The 24,767-nt window shown below is 63.1% G+C and carries 16 protein-coding genes; 7 read left to right on the top strand and 9 right to left on the bottom strand.

From position 1 onward, the window contains the following. Positions 1-259 precede the first annotated feature (259 nt). Both FFA01_RS08875 and FFA01_RS08870 read left to right on the top strand, forming a co-directional pair. On the top strand, positions 260-1,717 hold the full coding sequence (locus tag FFA01_RS08875) for an ATP-binding protein (protein WP_146855163.1): 1,458 nt from the start codon (positions 260-262) through the stop codon (positions 1,715-1,717). Further along, entirely contained in the window at positions 1,714-3,651 is a 1,938-nt protein-coding gene (locus FFA01_RS08870) for a Druantia anti-phage system protein DruA (RefSeq protein ID WP_146855161.1), read from the top strand. Before FFA01_RS08875 ends, FFA01_RS08870 begins: the two co-directional genes overlap by 4 nt. Before the next feature lie 102 nt (positions 3,652-3,753). On the opposite strand, the gene FFA01_RS08865 is transcribed toward FFA01_RS08870, so the two are convergent. Genes FFA01_RS08865 through FFA01_RS08855 form a run of 3 tightly spaced genes read right to left on the bottom strand, consistent with a single transcriptional unit; the run spans position 3,754 to position 13,237 of the window. After that, on the bottom strand, positions 3,754-9,372 hold the full coding sequence (locus tag FFA01_RS08865) for a DEAD/DEAH box helicase (RefSeq protein ID WP_208720875.1): 5,619 nt from the start codon (positions 9,370-9,372) through the stop codon (positions 3,754-3,756). Continuing rightward, positions 9,336-10,421 carry a Druantia-type antiviral defence protein DruD gene (gene druD / locus FFA01_RS08860; RefSeq protein ID WP_146855158.1) on the bottom strand — a complete coding sequence of 362 codons (1,086 nt, stop codon included), beginning with the start codon at positions 10,419-10,421 and terminating at the stop codon, positions 9,336-9,338. Before druD ends, FFA01_RS08865 begins: the two co-directional genes overlap by 37 nt. Then, on the bottom strand, positions 10,418-13,237 hold the full coding sequence (locus FFA01_RS08855; protein ID WP_146855155.1) for a hypothetical protein: 2,820 nt from the start codon (positions 13,235-13,237) through the stop codon (positions 10,418-10,420). Before FFA01_RS08855 ends, druD begins: the two co-directional genes overlap by 4 nt. A gap of 252 nt (positions 13,238-13,489) precedes the next feature. Here FFA01_RS08855 and FFA01_RS08850 point away from each other — a divergent pair, with 252 nt between their 5' ends. Then, entirely contained in the window at positions 13,490-14,704 is a 1,215-nt protein-coding gene (locus FFA01_RS08850; protein WP_146855152.1) for a hypothetical protein, read from the top strand. A 462-nt stretch (positions 14,705-15,166) separates the two neighbouring features. Here FFA01_RS08850 and FFA01_RS08845 read toward each other — a convergent pair whose 3' ends face one another. Together FFA01_RS08845 and FFA01_RS08840 are read right to left on the bottom strand one after the other, a co-directional pair. Then, positions 15,167-15,721, bottom strand: a complete 555-nt coding sequence (locus FFA01_RS08845) for a hypothetical protein (RefSeq protein WP_146855149.1) — start codon at positions 15,719-15,721, stop codon at positions 15,167-15,169. Then, positions 15,688-16,824, bottom strand: coding sequence for a hypothetical protein (locus FFA01_RS08840; protein WP_146855146.1), 1,137 nt, complete (start codon positions 16,822-16,824; stop codon positions 15,688-15,690). Before FFA01_RS08840 ends, FFA01_RS08845 begins: the two co-directional genes overlap by 34 nt. Before the next feature lie 344 nt (positions 16,825-17,168). Between FFA01_RS08840 and FFA01_RS08835 the strand changes: the two genes are divergently transcribed. After that, positions 17,169-17,369, top strand: a complete 201-nt coding sequence (locus FFA01_RS08835) for a hypothetical protein (protein ID WP_146855143.1) — start codon at positions 17,169-17,171, stop codon at positions 17,367-17,369. A 464-nt stretch (positions 17,370-17,833) separates the two neighbouring features. Here the strand turns inward: FFA01_RS08835 and FFA01_RS08830 are convergent, their stop codons facing one another. Next, positions 17,834-18,127 (bottom strand): hypothetical protein, encoded by a 294-nt coding sequence (locus FFA01_RS08830; RefSeq protein WP_146855140.1) that lies wholly within the window; start codon positions 18,125-18,127, stop codon positions 17,834-17,836. 175 nt (positions 18,128-18,302) lie between these two features. Here FFA01_RS08830 and FFA01_RS08825 point away from each other — a divergent pair, with 175 nt between their 5' ends. The 3 genes from FFA01_RS08825 (at position 18,303) to FFA01_RS08815 (ending at position 20,807) form a co-directional block, all read left to right on the top strand. Beyond that, positions 18,303-19,154 (top strand): helix-turn-helix domain-containing protein, encoded by an 852-nt coding sequence (locus FFA01_RS08825; protein WP_146855137.1) that lies wholly within the window; start codon positions 18,303-18,305, stop codon positions 19,152-19,154. Continuing rightward, on the top strand, positions 19,151-19,855 hold the full coding sequence (locus FFA01_RS08820; protein WP_146855134.1) for a GOLPH3/VPS74 family protein: 705 nt from the start codon (positions 19,151-19,153) through the stop codon (positions 19,853-19,855). Before FFA01_RS08825 ends, FFA01_RS08820 begins: the two co-directional genes overlap by 4 nt. Positions 19,856-20,087: 232 nt before the next feature. Beyond that, positions 20,088-20,807 carry a small multidrug efflux protein gene (locus FFA01_RS08815; protein WP_244289777.1) on the top strand — a complete coding sequence of 240 codons (720 nt, stop codon included), beginning with the start codon at positions 20,088-20,090 and terminating at the stop codon, positions 20,805-20,807. Between the two features lie 48 nt (positions 20,808-20,855). On the opposite strand, the gene FFA01_RS08810 is transcribed toward FFA01_RS08815, so the two are convergent. The 3 genes from FFA01_RS08810 to FFA01_RS08800 all read right to left on the bottom strand — a co-directional run bounded on the left by FFA01_RS08810 (position 20,856) and on the right by FFA01_RS08800 (position 24,686). Continuing rightward, positions 20,856-22,316 (bottom strand): hypothetical protein, encoded by a 1,461-nt coding sequence (locus tag FFA01_RS08810; protein ID WP_208720873.1) that lies wholly within the window; start codon positions 22,314-22,316, stop codon positions 20,856-20,858. After that, a complete protein-coding gene (locus FFA01_RS08805) occupies positions 22,309-23,286 on the bottom strand; it encodes a hypothetical protein (protein ID WP_146855131.1) in 978 nt (325 codons plus the stop codon). Before FFA01_RS08805 ends, FFA01_RS08810 begins: the two co-directional genes overlap by 8 nt. A gap of 116 nt (positions 23,287-23,402) precedes the next feature. Continuing rightward, positions 23,403-24,686 carry an exonuclease domain-containing protein gene (locus FFA01_RS08800; RefSeq protein WP_167627327.1) on the bottom strand — a complete coding sequence of 428 codons (1,284 nt, stop codon included), beginning with the start codon at positions 24,684-24,686 and terminating at the stop codon, positions 23,403-23,405. Positions 24,687-24,767 lie beyond the last annotated feature (81 nt).

Genomic DNA, 24,767 nt, shown 5'->3' with positions numbered 1-24,767 from the left:
CCCCCCCCCCCCCCCCCCCCCCCCCGTGCACTTTGAAACTTCCAGCCGTCGCCGTCATCTGGAGGTCGACGGCACCCATATCATCGGCAAGGTCCGACCCGTTCTCCGTCCGAACCGGGCGCAGTCAACCATGTTTTACCGCCCCGTGGATTCGGTGGGCAGGTCGACTTACGTCGATGAGAATTAGTACCGTGGCTCGCTCGCGACGGCTTCGCCCAGCTACTTTGGAGTGACCCCGATTTACAGCGAGAGGGCTTTGATGAGCAATAGGAACGATCCCGCCCGGCGAACCGAAGAACTTGTCGTATCTTCTAATTTCATCAGGGCAGTGCGCGAATCGGGCTACGTCAACCTCGCGACGGCGCTCGCGGAACTCATCGACAACTCTATCCAAGCAGGAGCAAGCGAGATTGACCTTACAATCGCGCGACCGAAAAACGGAGTATATCCTGTGATCGAGGTACTCGATAATGGCGTCGGAATGGACCGACGAGAGCTCGAACTATGTCTAAAATTTGGCGGCTCCTCTCGCTTCGATGGACGAGAGTCTTTTGGCCGATTTGGAATGGGCTTACCTGCAGCATCCCTTAGTCAGGCGCGCCACGTCGAGGTCGCGGCGTGGCAAGGCAGCACCCCTGCCCTAGTCGTTGCTCTCGATGTTGATGCGATCGTCGCTGGAAGCCCTCCCGCGCTGCGAGCAAGGGTCGCGGCGCCTTCGTCGACGCCCTCCGGGTGTCGGGTGACGTGGCGTATCTGTGATCGTATTGACTATCAGCGCCTTGGGTGGCTGGAGCGTTACCTTTGCCGGGAACTTGGGCGGATGTACCGAAGATTCCTGTCCGGGGGATTGAAGCTTTCACTGAACAACCGGCTGCTCGAGCCCGATGATCCGATGATGATGTCTAAGTTTATTAAGGGTGAGGCGGCAACCCTTGCCTTCGCGCCACTTGCGTACGAGCTTCGAACACCTGATGGCGGTTTGGCCTGGGTGCACGTTAGGTTCGCCAGTCTTCCGGTGCATCGCTGGCATGATCTCGACAAAATTACAAAGCGGCGGAGCGGGATCGTTGGTGGGGGCGGGATCTCGGTACTTCGTGCCGGAAGAGAGATCACCCACGGCTGGCACCTCATGGGAGGTAAGCGCCGTGAGAACTATGATGACTGGTGGCGCTGCGAGATCGAGTTTGAGCCAGCACTTGACGACCATTTTGGAATCACCATCAATAAGCAAGGTATACGTCCCTCCGCAGAACTACGCGAAGCGCTCGAACCCGAACTCGAGTCGATCGCGCGCATGCTCAACGCCCGAGTTCGGCAATCGTTCGAGGACGTGAAGTTCCAGGCTGCCGCCCAAATTTCCTGTCGAGTGGCTGCGACGGCCGATCCGGACCTCCCCCTAGTAGGAGACGGCCGTGGGAGCGGAAGGGGCCCACTGTCATACCGGATCAGCACCACTCAACTCACTCCTGACTTGCTATTCGCGACTTCTCTCAACGACAGCACACTCGAAGTGCAACTCAACGTCGACCACCCGGCGTTCCCTGCGCTCTATGCACCCCTACAGGGGCTGTCTGAAGGAGCCGGTGTCCAACTCCGCACTGCGGTGGAACTGCTTCTTCTCTCCCTCGCGCGAGCAAGCGTCGACAGTGGCAACGGAACAGATCAACTTCTGGCTCGATGGAGTTCGACCTATGGACGAATGCTGCAGAAAGTATGACCGAGTCGAAGTATCTGCCGCTCAGCCTTCCTGCCGGGTCGAGTCGCGCCGAGCGGGCGAAGTATCTCCGGCTCTGTCGCCTGCTCGCCGAGTCACCCGCGCCGGGATCGACGCATGCCCAATGGCTGGAGCGCGCAGGACTAGGAGACACTTACGCTCAGCCGGCTCTCGCGGCCGCCGCACACACTGCGATTGATCTAGTGGACCAGGGATGGGTTGTCCAGGTGAACCGACTTGGCCCGCTTTTTTCGCCACCTGCTGTTCATGGAGACCGTGATTCCGAGAAGTCGCGCCTTCGCGCCCAAGAGCATCTCAGGCGCGACGAACAACTTCAGCGCCCAAGCGTGCGGCGCTTCGTGCAAGGCATGGAGAAACCGCGCGAGTTCGGCGATTCATTGGTTTCGATTTTCGATCTGATGCGCGATGGGCGAGACCTCGTGGACGCACTTGACCGCGACTCAACAGGGCGCAGCGCGATTCGGCCATACGTGCAGGTGGTCGACGATTCTGTCTGTAGCTTGACTGGTTTCAGGCTCCACGATATTTGGCGGTACTTTCGCCACACGTGGTCGAACGCCTATGCGACGGTGCCAGGTCGCTCGATGCCGATTCTCGTTCGCGACGCGGCCACCCCTTATCACTCAGTTATCGGACTCGCCGCCATCTCGAGCCCCGTCGTCCAGATCGCCGAACGCGACAATTGGATGGGCTGGGAAACAGACAAGTTCCTCCAGTCGATCCGGAACGAGCCCACCGATGAGCTGGCGATTTGGGTAAACCGGCGGATTGCATCGCAAATCGACGCAATCTACTTCGAGGACCTACTCCGTGGCGGCGTGCTGCAGCCCACGGACATCTTGAAGCCAACTCGAGAACTCGTCGCGCGCCTCAAGGTGGACGCGGAACGATATCGGCGGCGTCATCATCGGTCTACGACGATTCGTGAAGTCCGCAACATCCAGCGCGATGCTTGGGTCGCTCGTGCCGAGACGGACCTCTTTCGAAGCAAGCGGTCGGCGGCCCTCGCTGAAGCGCTCGACATTCACATGGCACTGGGCTCGTACCTTCGCCCTCACCCGTCCGCCGAGGGGCTTGTCGCGGCATTGGGGGATCGCAGAGCCCACGCGCAACTCCGCCGGCTCATTCGCCGTGCTCGCGGCGAACGGGTCGGAACCGTCATCGCGGACCTCACCGTATGCGGTGCGGTCGCCCCCTACAACGGACTCACGGCGGGCAAGCTCGTCGGGGCGCTCGCAGTATCACCGACCGTGTTGGCCGCATATAAAGAGAAGTACAACCGACCAAGTGAGATCGCGTCCGCCATGGCGGGCCGGCCCATCGTGCGCGAAGCCCGCCTCTCTCTTATTAGCACCACATCGTTGTACGGAACGGGGTCGAGCCAGTACAACCGGCTCTTCTGGTCAGCCGACGTTGTCGGCGGTGATGAGGGAACGCGCATGGGCTTCCATGAGCTGGGACGGTCGCGGTCGTTCGGCACGTCGCACTTCACGGACGAGACGGTCGAAGCGCTGCTTCGTCTTTCATCACTGCGCGGCTCGTCCGTAAGTGTGAACAGTCTGTTCGGCGAGGGCGTGAGCCCGCGGCTTCGCAAAGTGCGTCTCGGTCTTGCCGCGCTTGGCTGGCCGTCGAACGAACTTCTGAAGCACGGACGTCAGCGAATTCTTTATGGCGTGCCTCTAGTGCGAAATGTCCGGGACTACTCCCTCGGGATCGATGACAATCCCGAGTATCTCCTTAATCCCTCCCTTCCCGACGGCGATCAACGAATCGCTGAATGGTGGCTGGACCGTTGGGCGCTGCGGCGGGCTGAGCGGGCAGAGACTCGAGACGCCATGGTTCGACACCGCCTGACTCGTCCCGTAACGCACGGCGCTCGAGTGCACCTTCCTTCAGAGGACGGCGATTGGCCGTAGTTCGCCGCAAACGCGCAGTGATAACCCAGGAAGCGGCATGGGAATACTGACTCTCCCCACCTATCGTTCCTTTGATACCTGTCTCAGGGCCGTTCGGCGTGGTCACTGTAGGAATTCCAGCACCTCACGAGATGCGTTCGGAAGACTGCGCGCGATGATCAGGTCGTCGACGAACTTAAGTCGTTCGGAAGTTTCCTCAGCCACGCGATGCAATTCGGGCGTGGGAGCCATTTTGGGTGTCAGGGGGCCATGGACACCGATCAGCGCTCGCTCTCCGCTCGACTTGGTAGCAAGGATGGGAACGACCACTTGACCGATGCCGGTGACGTCGATCTGGGCGTCGCGTTCGAAACGAATGTCATCCGCGCCGAACCGATCGAGGTCCTCGAAAAGACGTTGTACGGAGCGGTTGACACGTGCGGGCGAAAGCTCAGGGAGCGTGCCTTCGAGCAGGTAGCGCAGCAGACTAGCGCCGACATGGCGGTCGAGTTGGGAGTGCTCGAATCGGTTGCGGAAGCTCCGAAGGCACCTGTAACAGGATTCTTCGCACTCAGCCGGGCAATCAATTAGTCGCTCAAGTGCGAGCTCAAAGATCTTCCGTCCCAGTTGGCTCACCTGCTGAGTGAAGCCAGCGCCGCCGGAAAGTGTGTCGTAGAGGTAGATTTCGGCTTCACGTCCATGCCCGCCCCATTGGGTGAGTGCCGGCCGAAATTCCGCTTGCAGTTCGCTGGCCTCAATCTGGAGGTGCTTCGCCGCCGCGATGGTGATTGCCTCCGCGATGGTACGCAGCGCGACTTGAGAGGACAGATATGACGGTCGGAGTGTCACCGGGTCGGAGACCGTCAGTCGGAGCAGCAAGACATCCGAGAAGAAGTCCGTGCCGAGCACCAAACCTCGGGAGGCTCGACCGCCGGGACACATCGGATCCTTGTCAGGGAACGGCTTGGCATGCGTTCCCGCGAGCAGTGGTGTTGGCATCGCGGTCGGTTCGATGAGGCCGCACCATGTGCAAAAAGTGTAACCCTCGTTGTTCGGGCCGGTGTTGGACACCAGAAGCTTCTGGTGATCAAAGTTCAGTTGAATGCGATCGTTCACGTGCTCCCAGAGTTCCGTATTTCCGGGGCCGTCGGCGATAAGTTTGGCGCGGGTCGCGTAGCTCACGGCTGGTGCATCGTCAGGGCTCGTGCCAGGCGGTTGGCCAATTCGATGCGCGAATCCTGGCGGACGAAGCCAATTCATGCCGGGACCGAAGCGGTCGCCCATGCAGGCAGGGCAGACGTCCGTGCGCCCACGATCCGCGTGCTCCCATGGAGTGTGGATCGCGTAGTGGCAGTCCTGGCACTCGAAGTAGATGCGACGATCGTTCCAAGCCTCCGAGAGCTCCCTGCGCATTGGGGAGTAGAGGGCGCCGGATGTCCATTCGCGCTTGTCGACCCAAACGACTTTGCCGGGCGCGTACTGACTCAGGGCGACGGTAAGACCCTGACTTGGCGCGTACTGGAATGCCGGACGATATGGGGTAGACCGATCCTCGTCGAATACGTGGAAGCTGACAACGTCGGTCGGGAAGGCATAGCGGGGAAGTACGCCCTTATAGAGCAGACGATCGAGAAGCTTGTCTCGCGCGCGCTGAGAGCTCAACTCCTCGCCACTGTCCTCAGCAACATAAGCTTCATCCCCTGAGTCCGTTCCTGCTGCTCCTGAGCCCCCGTTGGCCGAAGTTGCGTCATCGGCTGGGGGGGGCTGGTTGGGCGCCGGCTCGGCGATTGCCGGCCTCGTTCGGATGTCGAGAGCGTCATCGATGCCGTGAAGTGTTGTGGTGACCAGGCCTTGCAGTGCTCCGTCTCGACGATCACCGCTAATTTCGCTTGGAAGCCAGTCGTCGACTTCGGTGCGAAGCGAGGCTTCGTTGCTCAAGAGCCAACTCTCGAAATCTCTCCGGTTAAGCGTCGCCGAACTCGACAGAAATTCGCCAACCGAGCCAAGCACTTCGAAGAGATTGGCGGGCATCTTCGCCGGGTCAATGTTCGGAACTCGGTCTTGATGATATCGCTGCAGCAGAAAGGCGGTGATGTGCCGCTTGGCGATCTCCACGTTGTCGATAGTAAGGACGGGATCGGCGACTTCTCCGCTCACCATCTCGGCTGGCTCGCGGAAGTAGTGGTCATCGTGCGTGTCAGCGCTGCCGAACGCGATCACCGTTGCTACCGCGTTGCCGCGGCGCCCTGCCCGACCAGCACGCTGCTGATAGTTAGCTCGTGATGGAGGCATGTTGCGCAGTGCGACCCCGCTCAGCGACCCGATATCGATGCCGACCTCCATCGTGGTCGTGCAAGACAGAAGGTCGATCGCTACTTCTGGTTGCTCTCCTGGTGCGGGCACCACGATGTTCACGTCCTGGAACAGCAACTCGTGCATCTCTGCCTTTGAGAACACGTCGTCACTCCGAGACGAGTTCAGCTGGGCGGTGTGCTCAGCTGCAACGACACTCATCACCTCGCCAGATGGCACCGCAAGGGCGCGACGCGAACTTGCGCGGTAGTAGCCCTTGCGAGCTTGGAAGACTTCGTCCGCCTCTGCATCGAGTGACCTCAGCTTGTCGGCACCACAGGAGATGCAGGTGAGCCGGCCGGGGAAGTGGCGCTGGGTCGAGCGGCACCGCTCGCAGTAGCCCCAGACGGTGTCGAGATCGAGCGCGACCGTGCGGGCGGCGAGCTGATACTTGTCGCCGACCTTTTGACAGAACTTGCTCTGCAGCACGGGCAGCCATTCGGCATTGAAGGTCCGCCGAGCCTCTCGCGTGCCGAGCCAGGTCGTCAACTTCGTAAACTTGCCGCTCACGGCCTGCACCTTGGTGCCCTTCCAGTCCGCACTCATCGAGGAGAACCAGATACCGGGGCGAATCCAGAGCGACAGCCACATCCGGACCAGCGCGAGCTTCTCGTCCTCGGTCGTCGCGACACCCGGAATGTCGACCAGTTCGGCGAGCACGGAGTTCTTCAGATTGCCCCGCTCGCGGAGAGAGGCGAGGCCGAGCGACATGAATCCGTAGTAGCGGCTCGTGAGCGCGGGGACCAGGCTTCGCAGAAGCGACTGCGGTGGCGGATCCTTAATGGCGTACAACTGCATAAACTCCGCAGAATCGCTCAGAGCGCCGCGATCGAGCGACTCCGAGACCTGCGTGAAGGCCTCAAAGTTCTCCGTACCTGTGAGCTCAGGGCGGAGGCGAACCCCCAACAGCTTCGCCCCCACCATCGCGACCAGGTAGAGGTCCTCGAGGCTCATGGTTGGCGCGACAGGGTGCTTCGATAGCTCGCTCCAGCCCTTGAGGATGATCGGCCGCACGGCGTCGCGGAGTGAGTACTCCTGGACATTTGGTGCGAGTCGAGCGGCAACCTGTCGCGAGTCGGAGAAGGCGAGCACCTTGCGGCCTCGCAGCGGAGCGAAGTCGTCGGCTGGCTTCGGCCCGGGAGGCTGCACCTCAATCTGGCGACTTACGAGTGCTCGGAAGGGCTCGTCACCCTTGGTCTGATGGTCTTGAACGCTGGTGCGACCAAACAGTGCGTGGTCGCCGCACACGCCACATGGGTTGAACTCTCCGGGTTGCTTCTGTCCGCCCGCAGGTTCGGCATCTGCTTGGTGCCCGTCGTCTTTCTGAAGTCGCACCCAGACTCTCCGCCAGCGATCACCGGGATCGTGTGGGTTGAGGCGACCGGTAACGAGGTCGAGCTCCTTGAGTACGGCATTGCCGACATCTTCGGACGGTTCTTCAAGAAGCAGGTCGATCGGTTCAAGCGCCGCGATAGGCCCCGAGGCCGTCTGGAAGGCACTTCCAGGCTCTTGCCACAAGAACGAAGGATTGGCGACGTCGTCCGTGTACGCCCGTGCATACGTAGCGCCGCATTCGCGACAAGTGAAGAACTCAAAGACGCGCGCACCGCAGTCGCAGGTGCTTCGGGGCTGGCCGTACATCGCACCGACGGGCCCCTTCGGGATTCCGCCGCGGTCTACAGAGCAGTCCTCATCGAGGCACACCCAGATGCCAGGAAGGCCTCGGAAGAAGGCGTGCACGCGGCACGGGAGCAGCCCCGCATCGTCAGGCTTGAGGCGAGCGGCGCTCGCGAGCGCGATCAAAGTGGAAGCGGCGCGCTCCGCCTCCGTTGGGTCGATTCCCGGGAACGCGTGCGAGCCCAGTGTATGGACCGGCAACGCCTGCTTCATCGTCTTGTTGATCAGAAGGCTGAGTGGGGCGTACCCATTCAGCGCGCGGAACAGCAGGGCGCTCGAGGAGCTTTCGGCGTCGTGAGCGACTTCCCTGTACTTCAGCAGCGGAGCCAGCGCCTGAGTTCGCGCCTCGTCGGTCTTCGCGCTGTAGTAGGCGTCCATGTGAACTGAGGCCAGCACTTCAGCATCTTTAGGCGACCCAGGTTCCGCTGAATTTCGCAGGTCGAGTGTGCCCGTGACCGCGTCAAAGTCGCTTACGTCCTTGCCGGTCAGCTGCGCGGCGAACGCCTGGGCTTTCTCGGCCCCCGAGAAGCTCGCACTGGTGGCGATGACCTGGAGGCGATCGGCGGGGATATCGAGCCTCGCTCGCAGACGTCGCATCAGGAGCGCAACCTCGGCGCCTGCCGCGCCGCGGTATAGGTGTGCTTCGTCGACGATTAGGAGGAACTTCTCCTCCGGGTTTTCCCGTAGCCACTGCCGAGTCGCATCGAAGATGGGACGCTCGAGCGGCCGCATCAGCATGTACTCGAGCATTGAATAGTTGGTGATGAGAACATCGGGCGGCCATGCCAGCACCTCGTGGCGCGTGAGGAGCTCAGCGTCGCCCGGGAGCATGACCGCGCGCTGGAAGGCACCGGTCTTCGAGTCCACCCAGTGTTGTCCACTAGACCCGTACCAAGCCTTCAAGTCCGGCTTCGCCGGCCACTTGCCGCGCGCCTTTAGCTCGCCAACGAGCCTCGCTGCGCGCTTCTGCCGGGGCGAAGCCGGCTTCGCTGCTTCATCGAGGAGCGCGATGTAGTACTTCTCCAGCGACTTAAGTTTGATTCTGTCTTTGGCAACAGTTCGCACACCGGGGTAGAGGGTTCTACTCGTGTAGCGCGCAAAGCGTGCGGGTCGATCAGCCCACGTTGTGAACTGGCTAGTCACTCGCCCATCACCGAGAAGCAGTCTAAGGCGGCCAAGCTGGTCGTTTACGAGCGCGTTCATGGGATAGAGCACGAGAGCGCGGACTCCAGGCGCCGCGAAAGACTGCGGCCGATTGGCGGCTTCCTCGGCAAGCTTCGCCAGCATTGGGAGCAAGAAGGTCTCTGTCTTACCGGAGCCGGTACCGGTCGTGACCACGAGACTCCGCCCGGACGCCGCAGCCTCGAGCGCGGACGCCTGGTGCGTGTAGGGAGGATCGAAGAGCAGCGGCGCGTCATTGCGCTCCGTCGACGTCAGTCGAGCGAATAACGCTAGTGCGGCCTTGTCAAGCGTGAGGTCGGCGAATTGCGTGCCCGGGGTGTAGCGGGGCGTGCTCTCAAGGAACGGGGTTTGGAAAGTGTTGCCCTGCTGATCGAGGAGCACCTGCCGCTGACGGATCAACGACGGATGGCCGACGTGATATGTCGCTTCGATGTAATCGCGGAGGGCGTTCCTGATTTCGTCCGCCGTTTGAGCGATCGTGAGTGATCGTCCTGTCATCGTCCCTGCACTTCCTTGATTCTCGTCATCCACAGCGATTTCGAGAGAAGCCCCGCGAGTGAATCCTCAGCATCGAGCGGAACTCGATAGGTGAGGAGCGCACCCTTTGATCGGCTCACCGGTATTCCGATAAGCGTGATGTACCGCTCTGCCCATGAGGGTAGCGGAGCGAAGAGGTCGAGCAGTCGACTGCCGTCGGGCAGTCCGGCCGAGCGGATCTTGAAGACCTGTGGATGGCCTCGATAATGATCGATGGCCGCTTGGAGATGGCGGGCCTCGTCCCACCCCGGCATAACTGAGGAGTCGATCGGGAAGTCGAGAACGGCGCGCGGAATCCCGCCCGCGACGTACAGGACACACCACACCGGGGCGCCATATGCCTGCGGGCGCCGGCCAACGAGCATGCCTTCATCGTTGGAGGTAAGTTCCCGCCAGCGACCGACGTAGTACTGCACCTGTGTCGCCGAATCGATGATCTCAAGACCCTGTATCTCGCCGGGCATCTGGTGCTGGCCAAGCAGGCGGGCCGTTCGCTCAATAAGCGATGAAGCAGGCTCTTCGCGAGGGACGCGTGCCCATTGCTCGGTGGTCACACGATGAAGCCCGGCGGCCACCAACGAAGCTGCGGTGTTGTCCATCTCGAGCGTCAGGAACCGCGTGTGGGCTTCGTACTCCACCGGGGCGCCGATGAGGGACTCGTCGACGATCGGACTTGCGTTTGGCCTGACGCCGAGCAACAGGTGCCGGCTTGGTCCAACTGTCACATACGAGGGTGGGGCGAGGTAAAGCTGGCGCACGCCTGATTCCCCTAATTTTAGTTCGAGAAGATCGCCAACGCTGACGACCAGATCAAGTGCTTCGGCGACTACGTCGCGCTTTAGGTCCCGTGAGAGCGGACGTAACACTTCGAGTACGGCGTCGACAAGTTGACGCGGCGTCGCCGGACACAGCAGTGACGCTGCACGGCGGATGGACGTGCACAATCCCTCTATCGAGAGCAGCCCGGTCGCTTCGTGGTCGAGACCGAGCAACTTGGCCGCCGTTGCCTCGAGGTCCCCCTGAGTCATCCGTTGAATGTTCATCCGACGCCTCCTGCGACTTCTTCAACGGTACCAAGCACGGCGAATCGTGCCGCGCGTAAGAGCACAGGGTCAGTCATGACTGCGCGGAGGTACTGATTGCGTTCGGCCGTTTCCCACTCGAGAAGCTCGCTCGGAGAACTGGCGAGCTGGAGTAGGAACCGCGCGCCCTTGTGTTTATTCGGCATGCCCGACGACGATATAAGCGCCCCCGCTGCCTCGCTGAACCCTTCGATAAGCCGCGCGCGGGTATCCCACTCCCACAGGTGGTTCGCAATCGCATGCGCGGCGGCACGGTGCGCAGTACTCTCTCCAACGAGTGACTGGGCGCGGTCGAGGTCCACATCCGCCGCCGCCCTCGTCGCGATTTGGCCCTCAATGCTCAACCATTTGCCAGGCGTAAGCAATCCCACAAGCGCCCCAGTGATCGCGTCGAGAACCCGACGACGCTGGCGTATTCCGAACGGATGGGCAGGGAGCTGTGCGTTCTTCCACAACTGGTGACCCTTCATGAGTCTCGTGCATTCGACCAAAGACTTCTGCACGGTAGGAATCGATGGCGTTGCTTCACAGGCGCCAATCAATTGGGTCGCGTCGGGGGGAATGATCTGCAGGGCTCGATCCTGATTGTTACTGGCAACGAGTAAGCCGCCGCGTGGCGGGCCTGAGAACTCCTGGTTGGCCGGCTGTGGCTGGCCGCTGAGAGGGCGTTCGGCTGGATAGAAGACGACGTCGACCGGGTCGCCATCGGTGCGGTCGATGAGACGCGCAATGTAGCCGTTGTCGCGATGCCGCCTTGAGATAATCCATCGCAGCCCCTGAAAGCCGCGCTCACATCGGAGCGTGGCGAACCCCACGCCCGCCCTACTCACGGCCAGTTCGGCCGTGTCTGCTGCGTCGTAGTGACGAGCAATCTGGGGCTGCTCGCGCAGCCGAACAAGGAGTTGTTGCCAATCGCTGCCCGTGACCGGGAGCCGGAGATTCTGGCGGTGGATTGCCAGTTGCGTGCCGCCACCACCGTGAAGGGTAAGCGCGAGTTCGGCGCCCGAGTCACTTGGCCCATCGATCTCTAGGAACGCTCGACCATCCCAGAGTTCAGGAAGACTCGGCTGCGCGGGGAAGCTGCGTACTCGAATACCTTCGCCTGCGAGGCCGGCTTCACCGTGCACGTCCGGATTACGGATGATCGCAAGCAGGGACCCCTCGGTCTTGAAGTTCTCGCCGTTCAGGTCAACCGACACAGCGATCTCGTGTGTCCCCGCGGCCAACTCCCCAAGCGAGAGGAACATCTCGGACTCGCCCTCAGGCCAGTCGAGTAGATAGGCATCTCCGTTGATGTGAAGGCCGACCTTATTGGGCGAGTGCTCGGCATGGATTGCAATCAGCACCGACTCGCCTGACAGCCACTCGGCAAGGCCGTCGCCATCCCAGCGGCCCGCCACAACCCCGACTGGGCGCACTCGGATGTCGGAAACTACTGAGATGCCAGCTTCGACCAGCGCCGCAGCGTCCTCCTTACTCAGTGTGGTGGGCACGCTCAGGACGTAGGCACTCATGCCTTCAAGGGCGATGTCCACCTTGACGCACCATTCAAGCGCCGGCGGGGATAGTGCTTGGTCGCCGAGGATGCAGTAGCTGGCTCCGGGCCGAACGAACTTGCCTTTTACCTCGCCCGCGGGTGCTCCTGGTTTCCGGCGAAAGACCCACCATGGCCCCTGGGTGATCCGGCATTGCTCAGCGAGCAGGAGGTTGACCTCGTCCGATGCGCGTCGCAACTGCAGGAACGGCTGGGGCGGTGCAGGCCAACGGGTGAGTTCGATCGGTGGCGTGGCGTAGAGGAGTCCACTGGTGGGGATGTCCCGACGGGCGCCCGCAACGACCGCACGTGAAGTGCGTAGCGCCTCGTAAAGGTGAGGCATGGCGTGCTGCAGGAGTCTAAGATCCGGCAGAATCGCCAATGCTCGCCAGAGTCCGGTGGCGTCTTCGCGCAATTGAAGTGGCGGGTCAGTTGCTGCCGGACGCCGGGGCCGAAGACGCGTCGGGTCTTCCTGGGCGTCCGGGGGTCTAAAGTTGTGGGTGTGGATGCTGCTGGCAGAGCGGCGAGCTTCTGACAGCCACCGCCGCGACTGGCGCTCCGAATTAAGGCTCTCGACAATGCGTGCGAGGGCAGTCGACTCAATTAGCGGCGAATCTGTGTATTCGTCGGTGATGAGTAGGGCTACGGCAAGGCGGCCAACGATCTCCGTGTTTTGGCAGAACTTCTCGAGGCGGTCACCGTAGTACCGAGACCATGCATGCAGCCGCGTACCCAGGGCTGAGGGGTCGTCGAGCAAACTCGGCCAGCTCGCTCGGTAGTCGGACAGCATCTTCGCGAGTTGCACCTGGAGATACCGGGGGAGGACTGCATGGGTAATCGGCCAGGCAATCTTGCTGAAGGTTCGCGCCCAAGCACCCTGCGGGATAGCACCTCCATACTGCCGCGAGAACTTGACGAACCAGTTGCGGACGCGATCTCGCTCGTAGTCGCTGTCGGCCCAGCGGAGAGTCTTCGAGGCGTAGATCGGCCAGTACTCGACTCCGTCGTAGATATAGCCAACCTCGGCGGCATGCACCACGAAGGGGAGCCAGGAGTTTTGGCTCGCGGCTGGCATCAAGCCCAGTCGATGTGCGTCGCCTACTGCTTTGGTCAAGAGCGTGATGTCGTTGGCGCTCAGGCCGTGCTCGAGTGCAAAGACAGGCGCTGGTGGCGCGAGATTGGCGCGGCGCGCAGCCAACTCGGTGAAGTGAGCGTCAAGGTTGGCATGCAGGTGCTCGATCAACTCACTCGGGCTTGCGCGTGCAACGTCCTCCAAAGCGATAGCCCCCTCTGTTTCCCGAGTCCCTGACCCGTACGATGAATGTTCCTCAGTCTGCCTGAGCGCACCGACACTCCACGACGCGAAAGCGTGCGTGTCCGCCAGAACGGGCTTGCCGCATTGCGTCTCCGGCACACTTGAATCTTCGTAAAGCCTGCGCGTGGCGGATGTCGACACGCGCCGATAGGTTTTTCACTCAGCACGAAGGAGCAGGGAGTGGCAGAGATCGAACTGGTCGGCGACGACGACGGCGTGGTTGTAGTTGGCGATCGCTCGGCCATCGGACGATTCCTAGATCACGCTGGTCTCGTGACGTGGGCGCGTGAGTTCGACCTGGGTAAGCTCCGCACCGTCACGAAGACGGGTGCCGCTGTCCTTGGGGCCGCTTCGGGTGTCGTGGAGCAGTCGGCGATGTACCTCAAGCTGACGCCCGAGTCCGCAAAGCGACTTCAAGATGCGGGCGGACTGATGAAGACAAGGACTAAGGGTATTAGCCACGCGATGCTCGGGGAAACGGGCAGGACATCACTCAAGTGGCTCCAGGTCGAAGACGGCCCAGCGTCCATGCTCGCGAACCCTGCGGTGTTCTCCGGCGTGGGAGGGCTCATGAGCCAGTTCGCCCAGCAGGCGGAGGCTCAAGAGCTTCGAGCGCTGCTCGTCAGCATCGACGAGAAGCTCGACGATGTACGCCGTACACAACGAGACGCCGTGCTCGCCAGGATGAAGCGCGCCGGTGAGGCGATTGAGGAGGCCAGGACACTCGGTGAAAACGGCGGGGACCCGAGAACGCTGTGGGAAAAGGTGAGCGGTGAAGCTTCGACGATCCTGGACGTGCAGGAGGACGCGTTGCTCGCACTCCGTGCACTAGCGGACAAAATCGACGGCCAGCGGAAGACCGGTGAGCTCAAGAAGGTGACTCGAAAGGTCGAGCGCGAGGTTACAGTCCAGCTCGCCATCCTCGCTCGCTGCTTCGAGCTCCAGGACGAGTTCAGAGTCGTCGAACTTGACCACGTCCTTTCGACCGCGCCCGAGAATTTCGAAGGTCACAGGCGTGGACTGGTTGCTGCACGCGAGAAGCGCCGGGCGGGTGTGCTCGAACACACGACCCGGTTGATGGCACGAATGGATGCCGCCGGCGGCATCGCCAACGAAAACATCATCCTCCACGCGAGAGCCGCGCGGTCCGTGGTCGCTTCGCTCAACTCACTGGCAGAGATCGTCGATGGCTTCCATGCCCCACTCGGTATCGAGTCCGATCGCTACGTCCTCAGCGCGACGCCGTGGCAGGTGGCGTTCCTTGATCCTCAGCAACGCAGAACGGCGGCCAAAGAAGCCGGACGGAGGGCGCTCGTAGGAGTTGGAGTTATCGGTGCCATTGCGCTCCCGGCAGTCGCGACGCTTTCCAAAAATGCCTCCAAGCCCCGCGTCTAAACACGGCCTCGTCGTCCTCCAACCTCTTGATCAGGTCGACCGAAAGGCCGATGCGCTTTCTACCAATATCTGTCTGCGGCGCCCTGTCTTGCTGTCAGCCTCGATGAACGGTAAGGCGCGCATCCGCATAGATTAAGCCGCGGCACCTATATGGTCTATCGCTTCTGAAGCGACGGCGCGACCGATATCTCCACATACTCCCATAATGAAGGGCTCGCTCGTTACCACGGCACCAAGCAACTTCACCGAGTGCTGGCAGGGATGCCCGATTAATAACATGCAGATTACGTCGTCGCGGACCTGGTCGATCCGTCGGAACTAAAGTTGGATGTGTGTCTCGCGCCTTCTTTCGTAGATACTTTATCGACTGTTCCACATTCGATAGCATCGGTACGCGGCCAGACAGTGACTTCGTCGATGGTCACCGAGGGGTGGCCTCCAAACACTGATGGCCTGCGCGCGCTAAATTTTTTTCTGTGCGTCGCGCTGGGCCTGCGTAATAGCGTCTTGTTCTTCAATGCCATTATTCCACTCATAAACGGCGGTGACGTCGCGAACTATTTGCAGCGACATAAGACCAAGCAAAACCACGCCAGATATCGCGATGGCGCTGATGGATCTGGCCAGGAAGTCGTAAACATCAGTTCCTACTAAGTCCGCAAACTGACCCTTTATAGCAGGTGCGATTACACTGAACAGCATGAGCATGAACGAAAGCGTAGACCCCCGGAGCGCGAAGAGTACGCTACGGTCAATCACGCTTCGCCACTTGTCCTCAACCTGCATGTAACGCTGTTTCCGGTTAGTGACGGCGCTTCGCCACGAGGTCAGGATGGTAAAAACGCCCAAAAGGGCAGCAGAGTAGAGACCTAGTGCGCTCGCAATCGTGTCGAAAGAGGATGCACGCGCATTCAGTAGAAAGAGGAGAGCAAGGCAGATAACTATCGCGGCTATGCCGATGCCGCGGTGATACTTAGGAACAGCTACTCGTTGTTTGGAGTCTCCTGCACTTGCCACCCTTCCTCCTCTCGTTGAACCCACTCGATCATTTCTGAGCCCTCGGGTGTTACGAGAGGGATTTGCGACGGCTTTTTTAGTTGATCAATCTTACTGAGCGTCGTTGTGTAGTAAGGGGAGTCTCCTGGTCGGCCTGCTGCCTTAAAGGAATAATTGAAGAGATCCGAGATCTTTCCCGGCGCGAGAGTAGTTGTGCCGTCGTTGCCGCGCACATGCGCCTTTACCTTATTCGGTTCGATTTTCGCCGCACGAAGCCCCTCGGCATCCATGTCAAGCTCCTCGAGTGTCTGCCTGATAATGCTGTCACCGTCACCTGTACCCGCAAGCAAGTCGACAATCGATCGCTGGACCTTTTTCTCGCGAACCTTCACGATGAGGCGCTTGTCAGTCTCGTTGTTATCTTCGTCAAGTTCGGTGTACTCAGTATCCATCGACTGAATATCATCCAGAATTTGCTTGAGTAGCTCAGGGTCTGCTACGCGCTCCACTCGAATGCTGAGCGTCTTAGGTACCGCGGCGTGAGCCTTGGTCTTCGACACACGGGTGCCTTCTGGGTCAGGTGTTTGGTAAAGGCTCGTGATTGCGTCAAGCTTCTGTTTCCTCTGCCTCATTGAGACGTGTCTAATCCATTTAGCAAGCAGGGGTATTGGATCCTTCATTCCTACAACTTCGGTGACGAGGAAGCCCTCGAAGCCGGCCGAGGCGAAGTAAAAGTCGGTCCGACGTGGCGTTTCGGCGGAGCGGCTCTTGACGTCAACTCGATCGGAACCTTCAGCGGGATTAATGGCGTAATCATGGAGCCCCTGTTCGCCGAGGGCAATGTTGGCGTGGATAGCCGAGAGGTCTTTGTCGAAGGCGCTACCACGCACTGTCAGAGTGGGTTGAGTGTTCTCGTACTCATCTTCGGGCAGCTCCTGGAGGGCTTCTTCATCGCCCACTTCAGCTTCCGTCGTGCCTCGATATGGCTTTCCAACTCGCGTTCTCTGTCCAACCAGAGTCAGCACTTCGTGAAGGCGCTCCCGATGTTCTTCGATCTCTTGGGAAAGCTCGTCCTGACCCCCAACCAGCTTAAACGTGTAGACACGGTATCCCCAGGTCGCCATAGCTCTCCTCGGTTGATGGATGACTTTGTCACCGGGCAATTTTGCCCATCGATGACGCTGATCACCATACATTGAGCCACCGACAGAATTGCTTTAAACGCGCCCGCGGGTTCGCGGCGTCGATCTTGCGATGCGGCTGCGGGGCCCGTCGGTGGACTAGAAATGGGCTCCGCGGAGGTGGCCTAAGTCGGACCTGCCTGTCCTGGTGCGGCGGGCATCCGCTTTGTTGTCTGCTTTCGAAGTCAAGTCTTGTTAGCGCGCGAGTATTCAAGTTGCGCAGCAGTCGATCCCAGGTGTCGTCGCCGGCATCGCGACGCCCCCGCGTCCAGGCTTCTCGGGACAGCGTGAGTGAACTGCAGCAGAACCTCGCCACCGAGCCGGCCAGCAGGCCGGGCGACAACCCCGAGCGGACCGCGGTCAGCGCCTCCCTGCCGCGAGCGCAGGGGATGGGATTCGGGGTCAGCACACTCTCTAGGCCAGGCGAGGAGCCTCTGGTGTTCCTGCTCGATTGTTCCGGGGACTGGGACGTCGTCCCCATCCCGTGACCTGACGGGTATCGACGCTGCCGGTCGAACACCTCCAGTCCGGCGCCACAAGGCCACGCGGGGGCGCCCAAGACCGAGACGACCGCGTCGAGCGCCGCCGGCGTGGTCGTCGCATGCACGCTGAGACTCGCGCGGTCGTCGCCGTGCAGCGTCGCTGTCACACCCCCGGCCTCGAGGCGGGCGCCCACCGACACGGCCAAGCCACCGGGGACACCCGCCACTACGATGCCGGCCCGTTCCTCGCGAACCGTCGGCAACAGCACCGCCACCTGCAGCGCCCAGCCGAGATGAGGACACCCTCCGTAGCGCCGATCCGCCACGCGATCACGTCGACGCCGACCGACTCCACCTGCGACAGCGCCGTCGCCAGCGGACCCGACGCGAACGGCGGTCCGTTCGTAACTGACAGACGCTGTGCCCCGGACAACGGCTCGTGCGGCACGCCGTCGTACCGCGACACTCCCTCAACACCTGTCCAGCCACCCAGCAGCAGCCGTAGACGCTCCAACGCCCTCGATGACAACGCCACGAAACCCGGCACCCCACCGGGCCGGCAACCACTTCTGACCACCCATGACCAGCGCATCGGCCAGCGTCCAGTCGAGATCGACCACGCCGAAGCCCTGGATCCCGTCGACCACCAGCAGCCGATCACCCATGGTTTCCCGCAGCACCGCCAGATCGGCGACCGAATTCGGGCGGACGTTGACCGCACTCACCGCCTCAGCTCGGACGGCACTCACTTCAGCAAGAGCCATCGACCCGCGCCAGCTGTCCGATCACCCGTCGTGACTCGTGCAATTCGAGCCAAGGGCAGGTTCGTCGCCTGTCTTAGCGAGAAAACTGCGTGCATACCTTGACCCTGCCCCGAGGTCACAGTCTCTACTGGGTACACGCCGGCATCCCGCCGGCGCAACCGAGAGGAGCCCACCCGTGGCCTGGAGCACCCGCGAGCTGGCCGGGCTGGCCGGCACGACCGTCAAGGCGGTGCGGTACTACCACCAGCTCGGGCTGCTCGACGAGCCCGAGCGGCTCAGCAACAACTACAAGCAGTACGAGGTGCGGCACCTCGTCCGCCTGCTGCAGATCACCCGCCTCACCGAGCTCGGCGTTCCGCTCGCTCAGATCGAGTCGCTCGGGTCGTCCGTCGACGACCCCCAGGCGGCCCTCCGCACCATCGACGCCGAGCTCGCCGCCACGATCGAGCGCCTGCAACGGATCCGGCGCGAACTGGCGGCCATCCTGCAGCACGGGACCAGCGCCTCCTTGCCCGAGGGGTTCGCCGAGGCGGGGCGCGACCTGAGCGCGGCGGACCAGTCGCTCCTCCTCATCTGGTCGCGTGTGTTCGACGCCGAGGCCATGGGCGACCTCCGCCAGATGCTCATCGACACCCCTCGGACCGCCGCCGACATCGCCCTCGACGAGCTCCCCGCCGACGCCGACCGCGCCACCCGCCGGCGACTCAGCGAGGAGATCGCCCCGGGGCTCGCCGCGATGGTCGAGAAGTACCCGTGGTTGAACGATCCGGGGTCTCGGGCGCGGGGGAGCGCCTCCTCGACTCAGTCGACCGTGGTCGACTCCGTGGGCGAGCTCTACAACGGAGCTCAGCGCGAGGTGCTCTACCGCGCCAGCCTGATCAGCAGCGGCTCTCTCGACGCCCTGGCCGCCCTCGAGGCGGCGCTGCCCCCGGAGGACGATGCCGAGGAGGCGCGGGCCTCCTCCCCGGATCCCGTCACCTCCGCAGACTCCACCTCGACTGCGACTCCGCGAGGAGACGACCGATGACCGATGCGATCACCACGGCGGCTCCGTCGCTGGCCGAGGACCTCCTGCTCGTGCTGTTCGACCCGCCGTCGGGCTCGATCCGCAGCGAGGGCTCGCCGCTGTTCCACGTGCTGGCCGGGGCGGTGCTGACCGAGCTCACGCTGGCGGGTCGGGTCGACATCGACCGCACGACGACGCTGCGTGGGCGGCAGGTGCGTGTGACGGACCTGCCGGCGCCGACCGATCCGCTGCTGCGCGGCACCTGGCAGCGGATCGAAAGGAAGCCCACCGACGCGTACTCGCTGGTGCTCGAGATCGGGCCCGGACTGCGGGCGCCGACGATCGAACGACTGGTGCAGCGTGGTGCGTTGCAGCGCGAGGCGACCAAGAGGTTCGGGTTCATCCCGGGGTCGCGGCTCGTCGAAGGAGGCACGGGGCGGAGGAGCGAGCTCGTCGCGTCCTTGAGGCGCGTGCTGGTGGACGGCGCGGAGCCGTCGGTGCGGGAGGCGGCGCTCGCCGCTCGCGTCTCGGCCAGCGGGTCGCTGCCGGCGATGCATCGTGAGATCCCGTGGTCGGGGGACGTGTACACGCGGGGTCGGGCGCTGCAGCACGGGGAGTGGGGCGCGCGGGTCGCGGGAGACGCGATCGCTGCGGCGGCGGCCGCGATGCTGTCGACGACGCTGTTCGTGACAATCGGATTGCCGGCGGCCGAGGGCTCGTGAGGTGCGTTCTTGCGGGCGGGGCGGGTTCTCGTCGTGGGTGGCGGGTCAGGGCTGACCCGCCGCGGATGACGCCCACCCGCCGCATCTGCCGGATCCGCCGACTCGGCTAGAACGCTCGGCACGTTCCGTTTCGCCGTGCTCGACCGCTCGAGCGCTCGGTGTCTACCGCTTCTCTCGCGCCGGTGTTCGGCGCGCCTGTCCGCTTCAGCGACACCAATCGAAGGAGATCATCATGTCCATCAGGTTCACTGCACCGTCCACTACGTCCTTCGCATTGCCAGGTGCGGCGGGTGAGTCGGGTGCTTTGCCGGGAGGCCCGTTCGGCTGGTTCCAGGAACTGGTGGGCCAGGTGCCCGAGATCCTGCAGCCGCTCGTGATCATGCTGGCCGGGGCGGTGCCGTTCATCGAGGGGGAGGGGTCGGCCGTGCTGGGGGTGGTCGGCGGGATGAACCCGGTGGTGGCGGCGCTCGCGGGCATCGTCGGGAACCTGCTGTGTGTCGCGGCGGTGGTGTTCGTCGGGTCGCGGGTGCGGGAGGGGGTCGTCGGGAGGCGCAGGAGGAGCGGGTCGGCCGGGGTGGGAACGTCCGGTCAGGCCGGCGCGTCGGGTTCGGGCGGTTGGTCGGGCTCGGCCGGTGCGGCTCGTTGGGCGGGCACAGCTCGCTCGGCCGGTGTAGCGGGTACGGCGACGGTCGTGGTGCCCGAAGCGACGTTCGAGCCCAAGCCCGAGAAAAAGGGCCAGAAACGTCTGAAGCGCTGGCTGGTGAGGTTCGGCGTCCCGGGAGCGAGCCTCCTCGCCCCGCTCGCCCTCCCAACCATGTTCACCGCCGCGACCCTCGTCGGCAGCGGAGTCCCCAAGAACTGGGTCATGCTCTGGCAGGCCGTCGCCATCGTCCTGTGGACGACGGTGCTGACGATCCTGGCGACGGGGATGGTAAGCGTGGTGGCGAGCTAGACACTCATCGCCGTGTCAGGGGATGGCGCGGGTCGGTGAGCGGTGTCCTCAGCCGAGGAAGAAGGTCATGGCTTTCTCCTCGGTGTCGAGCACCTCCGCTTCGTCCACCCCCATCTTCATCGCGAGTTCGACCGACCCCAGGGCGGCGACCACGACGTCAGGGGAGAAGGCGCGCTCGAGCACCTCGAGGTAGTCGGACAGGCTGACGTTGAGCGTCTCGATCAGCTGGTCGTACTCGGCGCTGAGTTCGTCGCCGAGCTCTCGCTGGATGCGCAAGTAACCCTCGATGAGGTCTCTCTCCCTCCGAGACAGTGAGGCACGGGTCGCCTGGTACATGACGGTCCCGACCGTATTCCCGATGACAGCCCCGAGGACGGGCACGGGGATGAAGGCCTGACCGACGAGTGACGACAGTGCGCTCACTGCGGCATCGAGGCAGACCAACTCGGCGTTCTCGATGAACTCCATCTCCGTCATCTCGCCTCGACGGAGCTTGCTCGCCTGTTGTGCGATGCTGAACGCGCTCGTGACGACCGAGCTGGCCACCGCCGCCGAAGTCGCAGTGAAGTTCGTCAGCGAGTAGATGGTGACTCCCCGCACGCCTCCCTTAACGAAGCCGTGACCTGCGGTGCCCGCGATATCCGTCCAGTCGTCGCGCGTGAAATCCCGGAGCTTCATGCCGCCGCGGACCTTCTGGACGATCGCCATCACGAGTGCGGCTCCACCCTCGAAGGCGGCACTGAGGAGGGTGACCTGAAGCCCCTCTTGGAGACCCGGGCGGCTGTCGTTCCGCAGGTCGTCGCGAATGTTCTCGTCCGTCGACTGCAACGCCTCTTTCTCGGCGTCGAGGGTCTCTCCGAAGGCACTCCTCTGAACCTGGTCGTAGTCGAGTCGGGAGGGTTCCAACGAACCGAGGCCGACATCCCCTGTGTCGAAGAACGCTTGGACGCGACTCCAATCCTTGAACGACGGGCCCTCACCGGTCCGGGACAGGAGTGTTCCCGCATCCTCAGCGCTCATGGCATGGAGGTCCCGGATCACTTCGTAGTGATCCCGCGGGATCTGATATCTGCCCCCGTTCTCGACGAAGTCGGGGTATCTCGTCAGGTGATCGGTGATGGCGCCGAGCCCGAGACGACCGCCGGCCGCGACGAACTTCTGCTGTATCTCGATGCCCTCCCGCAGCAGGTCGACCGGTCCGTTGTCGTTTACCCATTCGAACGCCGCGCCGTCGCCGACGACTAGACGTCGCGCATTCCCGATCCCGACTTCGGCCACCTCGGCGATGAAGCCGTGCATTCCCTTCACCCCACCGCGATTCCTGCTGACGACCTCGAGATCGATCTTCCTGATCGCGGAGTCGATGCTCGAGAGTGCGTCGCCCAGGTGCTCATCCTGCGCCGCCAGTCGGCTGAACAAGGTGTCGAGTCGCAACTGGTTGAGATGCCCGATCCAGGCAGCGACTGCCTGCTCCTGATTGCTGCTGGCGACGTCGGAGACGTCACGCACCGTCGACGCTCCGCTCCAGTCGCGTGCCCAACAGAGCCGCACAGCTCTTCGTGTTGTTCACCAGTGCGATGAGCTGGCTTTGCTCGGGCGATGTCAGAGAGAGGTAGTCGCGGCCGTAGGTCGACAAGGCCTCACCGTAGGTCTTGGCCAACGAAGCACGGATCGATGTCGTCCTCGTGAGGAGATCGCCGATCTCGGCGTCCATTCCCCTCACCATCGCCGTGTTCGCCTTCACCGCGGTCAGAGCCTCTTCCAGCGCTTCTCGGTTCTCGAGCTTCTTCTTCGTGAAGAGAGCGATGGACGCGAGGAGTCCTGCACCCGCGATCGTCCAGCCGACCGGCCCTGCGAGTGCGAGTAAGGCACCCCCTGCGGCCGCGCCTCCTCCTCCGGCGGCGAGTGTGCCCCCGCCCAGCCAGGCGAGTGCGGCGTTGGTCGCCGCGACTCCGGAGAGGGTGGAGATCGCCGTGCCCGTCGACGCAGCACCGAACGTGGTCGCGACCCAGAGTGCTGCGGTCGGGGCGAGGCTGGCGATGGCTGCGCCCGTCGTTAGACCGGCCCCGACGCCCAGGGCTGATCTGCGAGCGGCATCGAGATCCCTCCGCGCGAACTCCTCGGCGTCGAGGAACTCCGACCTGGCCGCGGCGATCTGCTCGAAGTCCGCATCGAACGACTTGGGCGTGTTCGCCACGCTGTTCACCAGGAGCTCAATGAAACCGATCAGGTCGGTCGACCGATCACGTTGACCGAGGAGAGCGACGCCCTTCTCACTCATCGACGTGAAGGCGTCGTTGTAGTCGGCTATCGCCTCCGTATACGGGTCCGCCTTCTTCGTGGCGAACCTCTCGACGGTGTCCGCGGCAGCCTCCTTGACGTCGGCTGCTTGCTCGGCGACCTTCGCCGACGACTCTCGGGCGAACCTGGCGAGGTTCCCGACGGCCTTCACCACGTTGTCTTTAGCCTTTTCCGGCATGCGCGAATCCGTGATCGCAACCCCCCTGGTCTTCTGATCTGCGGTCTGAGTGCGAGCGTATCCAGAACGCCCGACATCGGAGATGCCCGGCCGGGGTGCCCGAGATCTGGCGATCGTCAGGGCGTTCGCAGCAAGGCGCGCAGCTCGGCCTCGCCGACGATCGGGATGCCGTACTGGCGGGCCTTCTGGGATTTGCCGGAGAGGCTGTCGGGGTCGGCGGCCACGAGGAGGGACGTCTTCTTCGTGATGCCGGCCTTCACGACGACCCCCAGCGCGATCAGAAGTGCCTCGATGCGATCGCGGGGTTCGGACATCTCGCCGGTGAGCACGACCAGATCGCCGGGTGCCAGACGTGTCATGGGTGCCGTCTCAGCGACGATCGCTGTGGCCGCGCGCGACTCGAGTGCTGCGCGGCGCGGCCCGGCGGCGATGTCGAGCATGATGGCCACGGCCTCGATGTCGGCCTTCTCGGCCGAGGTGAGCACGCCGTCCGCCCACGCCGCATCGACGATCCCGTCGAAGTACTCGTGGTGGAGCTCGACACGACGGGTCGGGGTGACGCCGATGGCCTCGGCGACGCTCCGCAGCTCTTCGCTCTCGGACACCGACAGGAAGCCGTCGGACAACGCCCGGTCGAGCACGGCCACGTAGTCGAGCTCTCGACCCGTTCCTGCGATCGGACGCAGACGGTCGGTGGTCCGATCGAGGAACGACTTCGTTTCGCCGACCAGCGATGCGCTGGGCTGACCCGCGCGCACGAGAGCCGGAGCGTCGACGCCGACTCCGCGACGACGGGACATCCACGGAGCGGACGACCCCGTCGTGAGCACCGGCCAGGGAGCCTGCGCGGCGAAGTCGCCCCACTGCGCCCACCAGGCGCGCTGATCGCGGCCCGCCTCGAGGTACGCGCTGAGGAGGTGCGCCGTAGCACGCGCATCGGCCAGAGCCTCGTGGGCGTCGACCAACGGGATGTCGAACGCGGCGCAGCAGTCCGCCAGCTTGCGCCCCGAACCCGGCAGATACGTGGTCGCGAGCTTCATGGTGCAGAGCGCGCCGTCGTCGGTGATGGGAGATGTCACGCCGAGCTTGCCGAGCTCGTGACGCAGGAAGGTCGTCTCGAAGCGGGCGTTGTGCGCGACGAGCACCCGACCGCGGAGGTGCTCGACGAGCTGCGGCGCGATGTCGGCGAAGGGAGGGGCGTCTTTGACGTCCGCACCACGCAGCTGGTGAATGTGCGTCGGACCTAGGTCGCGCGACGGGTTGATCACAGTCTCGTACGAACCTTCGATCGTGCCGTCGGGAGCGACGTGGACGATGCCGACCTCGATGATCCGATGGTGGTGCTGAGGTGAGAGCCCGGTCGTCTCGAAATCGATGACCGCATAGCCGTTGTGCACCACGTTCGTTCTCCTGATCCGACTGCGCATACGCCGAGCACAATCCTTGATCCATGCTCACATACGCATGGCCCGCAGTCACCC

Origin of the sequence: Frigoribacterium faeni (assembly GCF_007988805.1) — a bacterium.
Classification (GTDB): Bacteria; Actinomycetota; Actinomycetes; order Actinomycetales; family Microbacteriaceae; genus Frigoribacterium; species Frigoribacterium faeni.
This window is presented reverse-complemented; position numbering and strand designations above follow the sequence as displayed.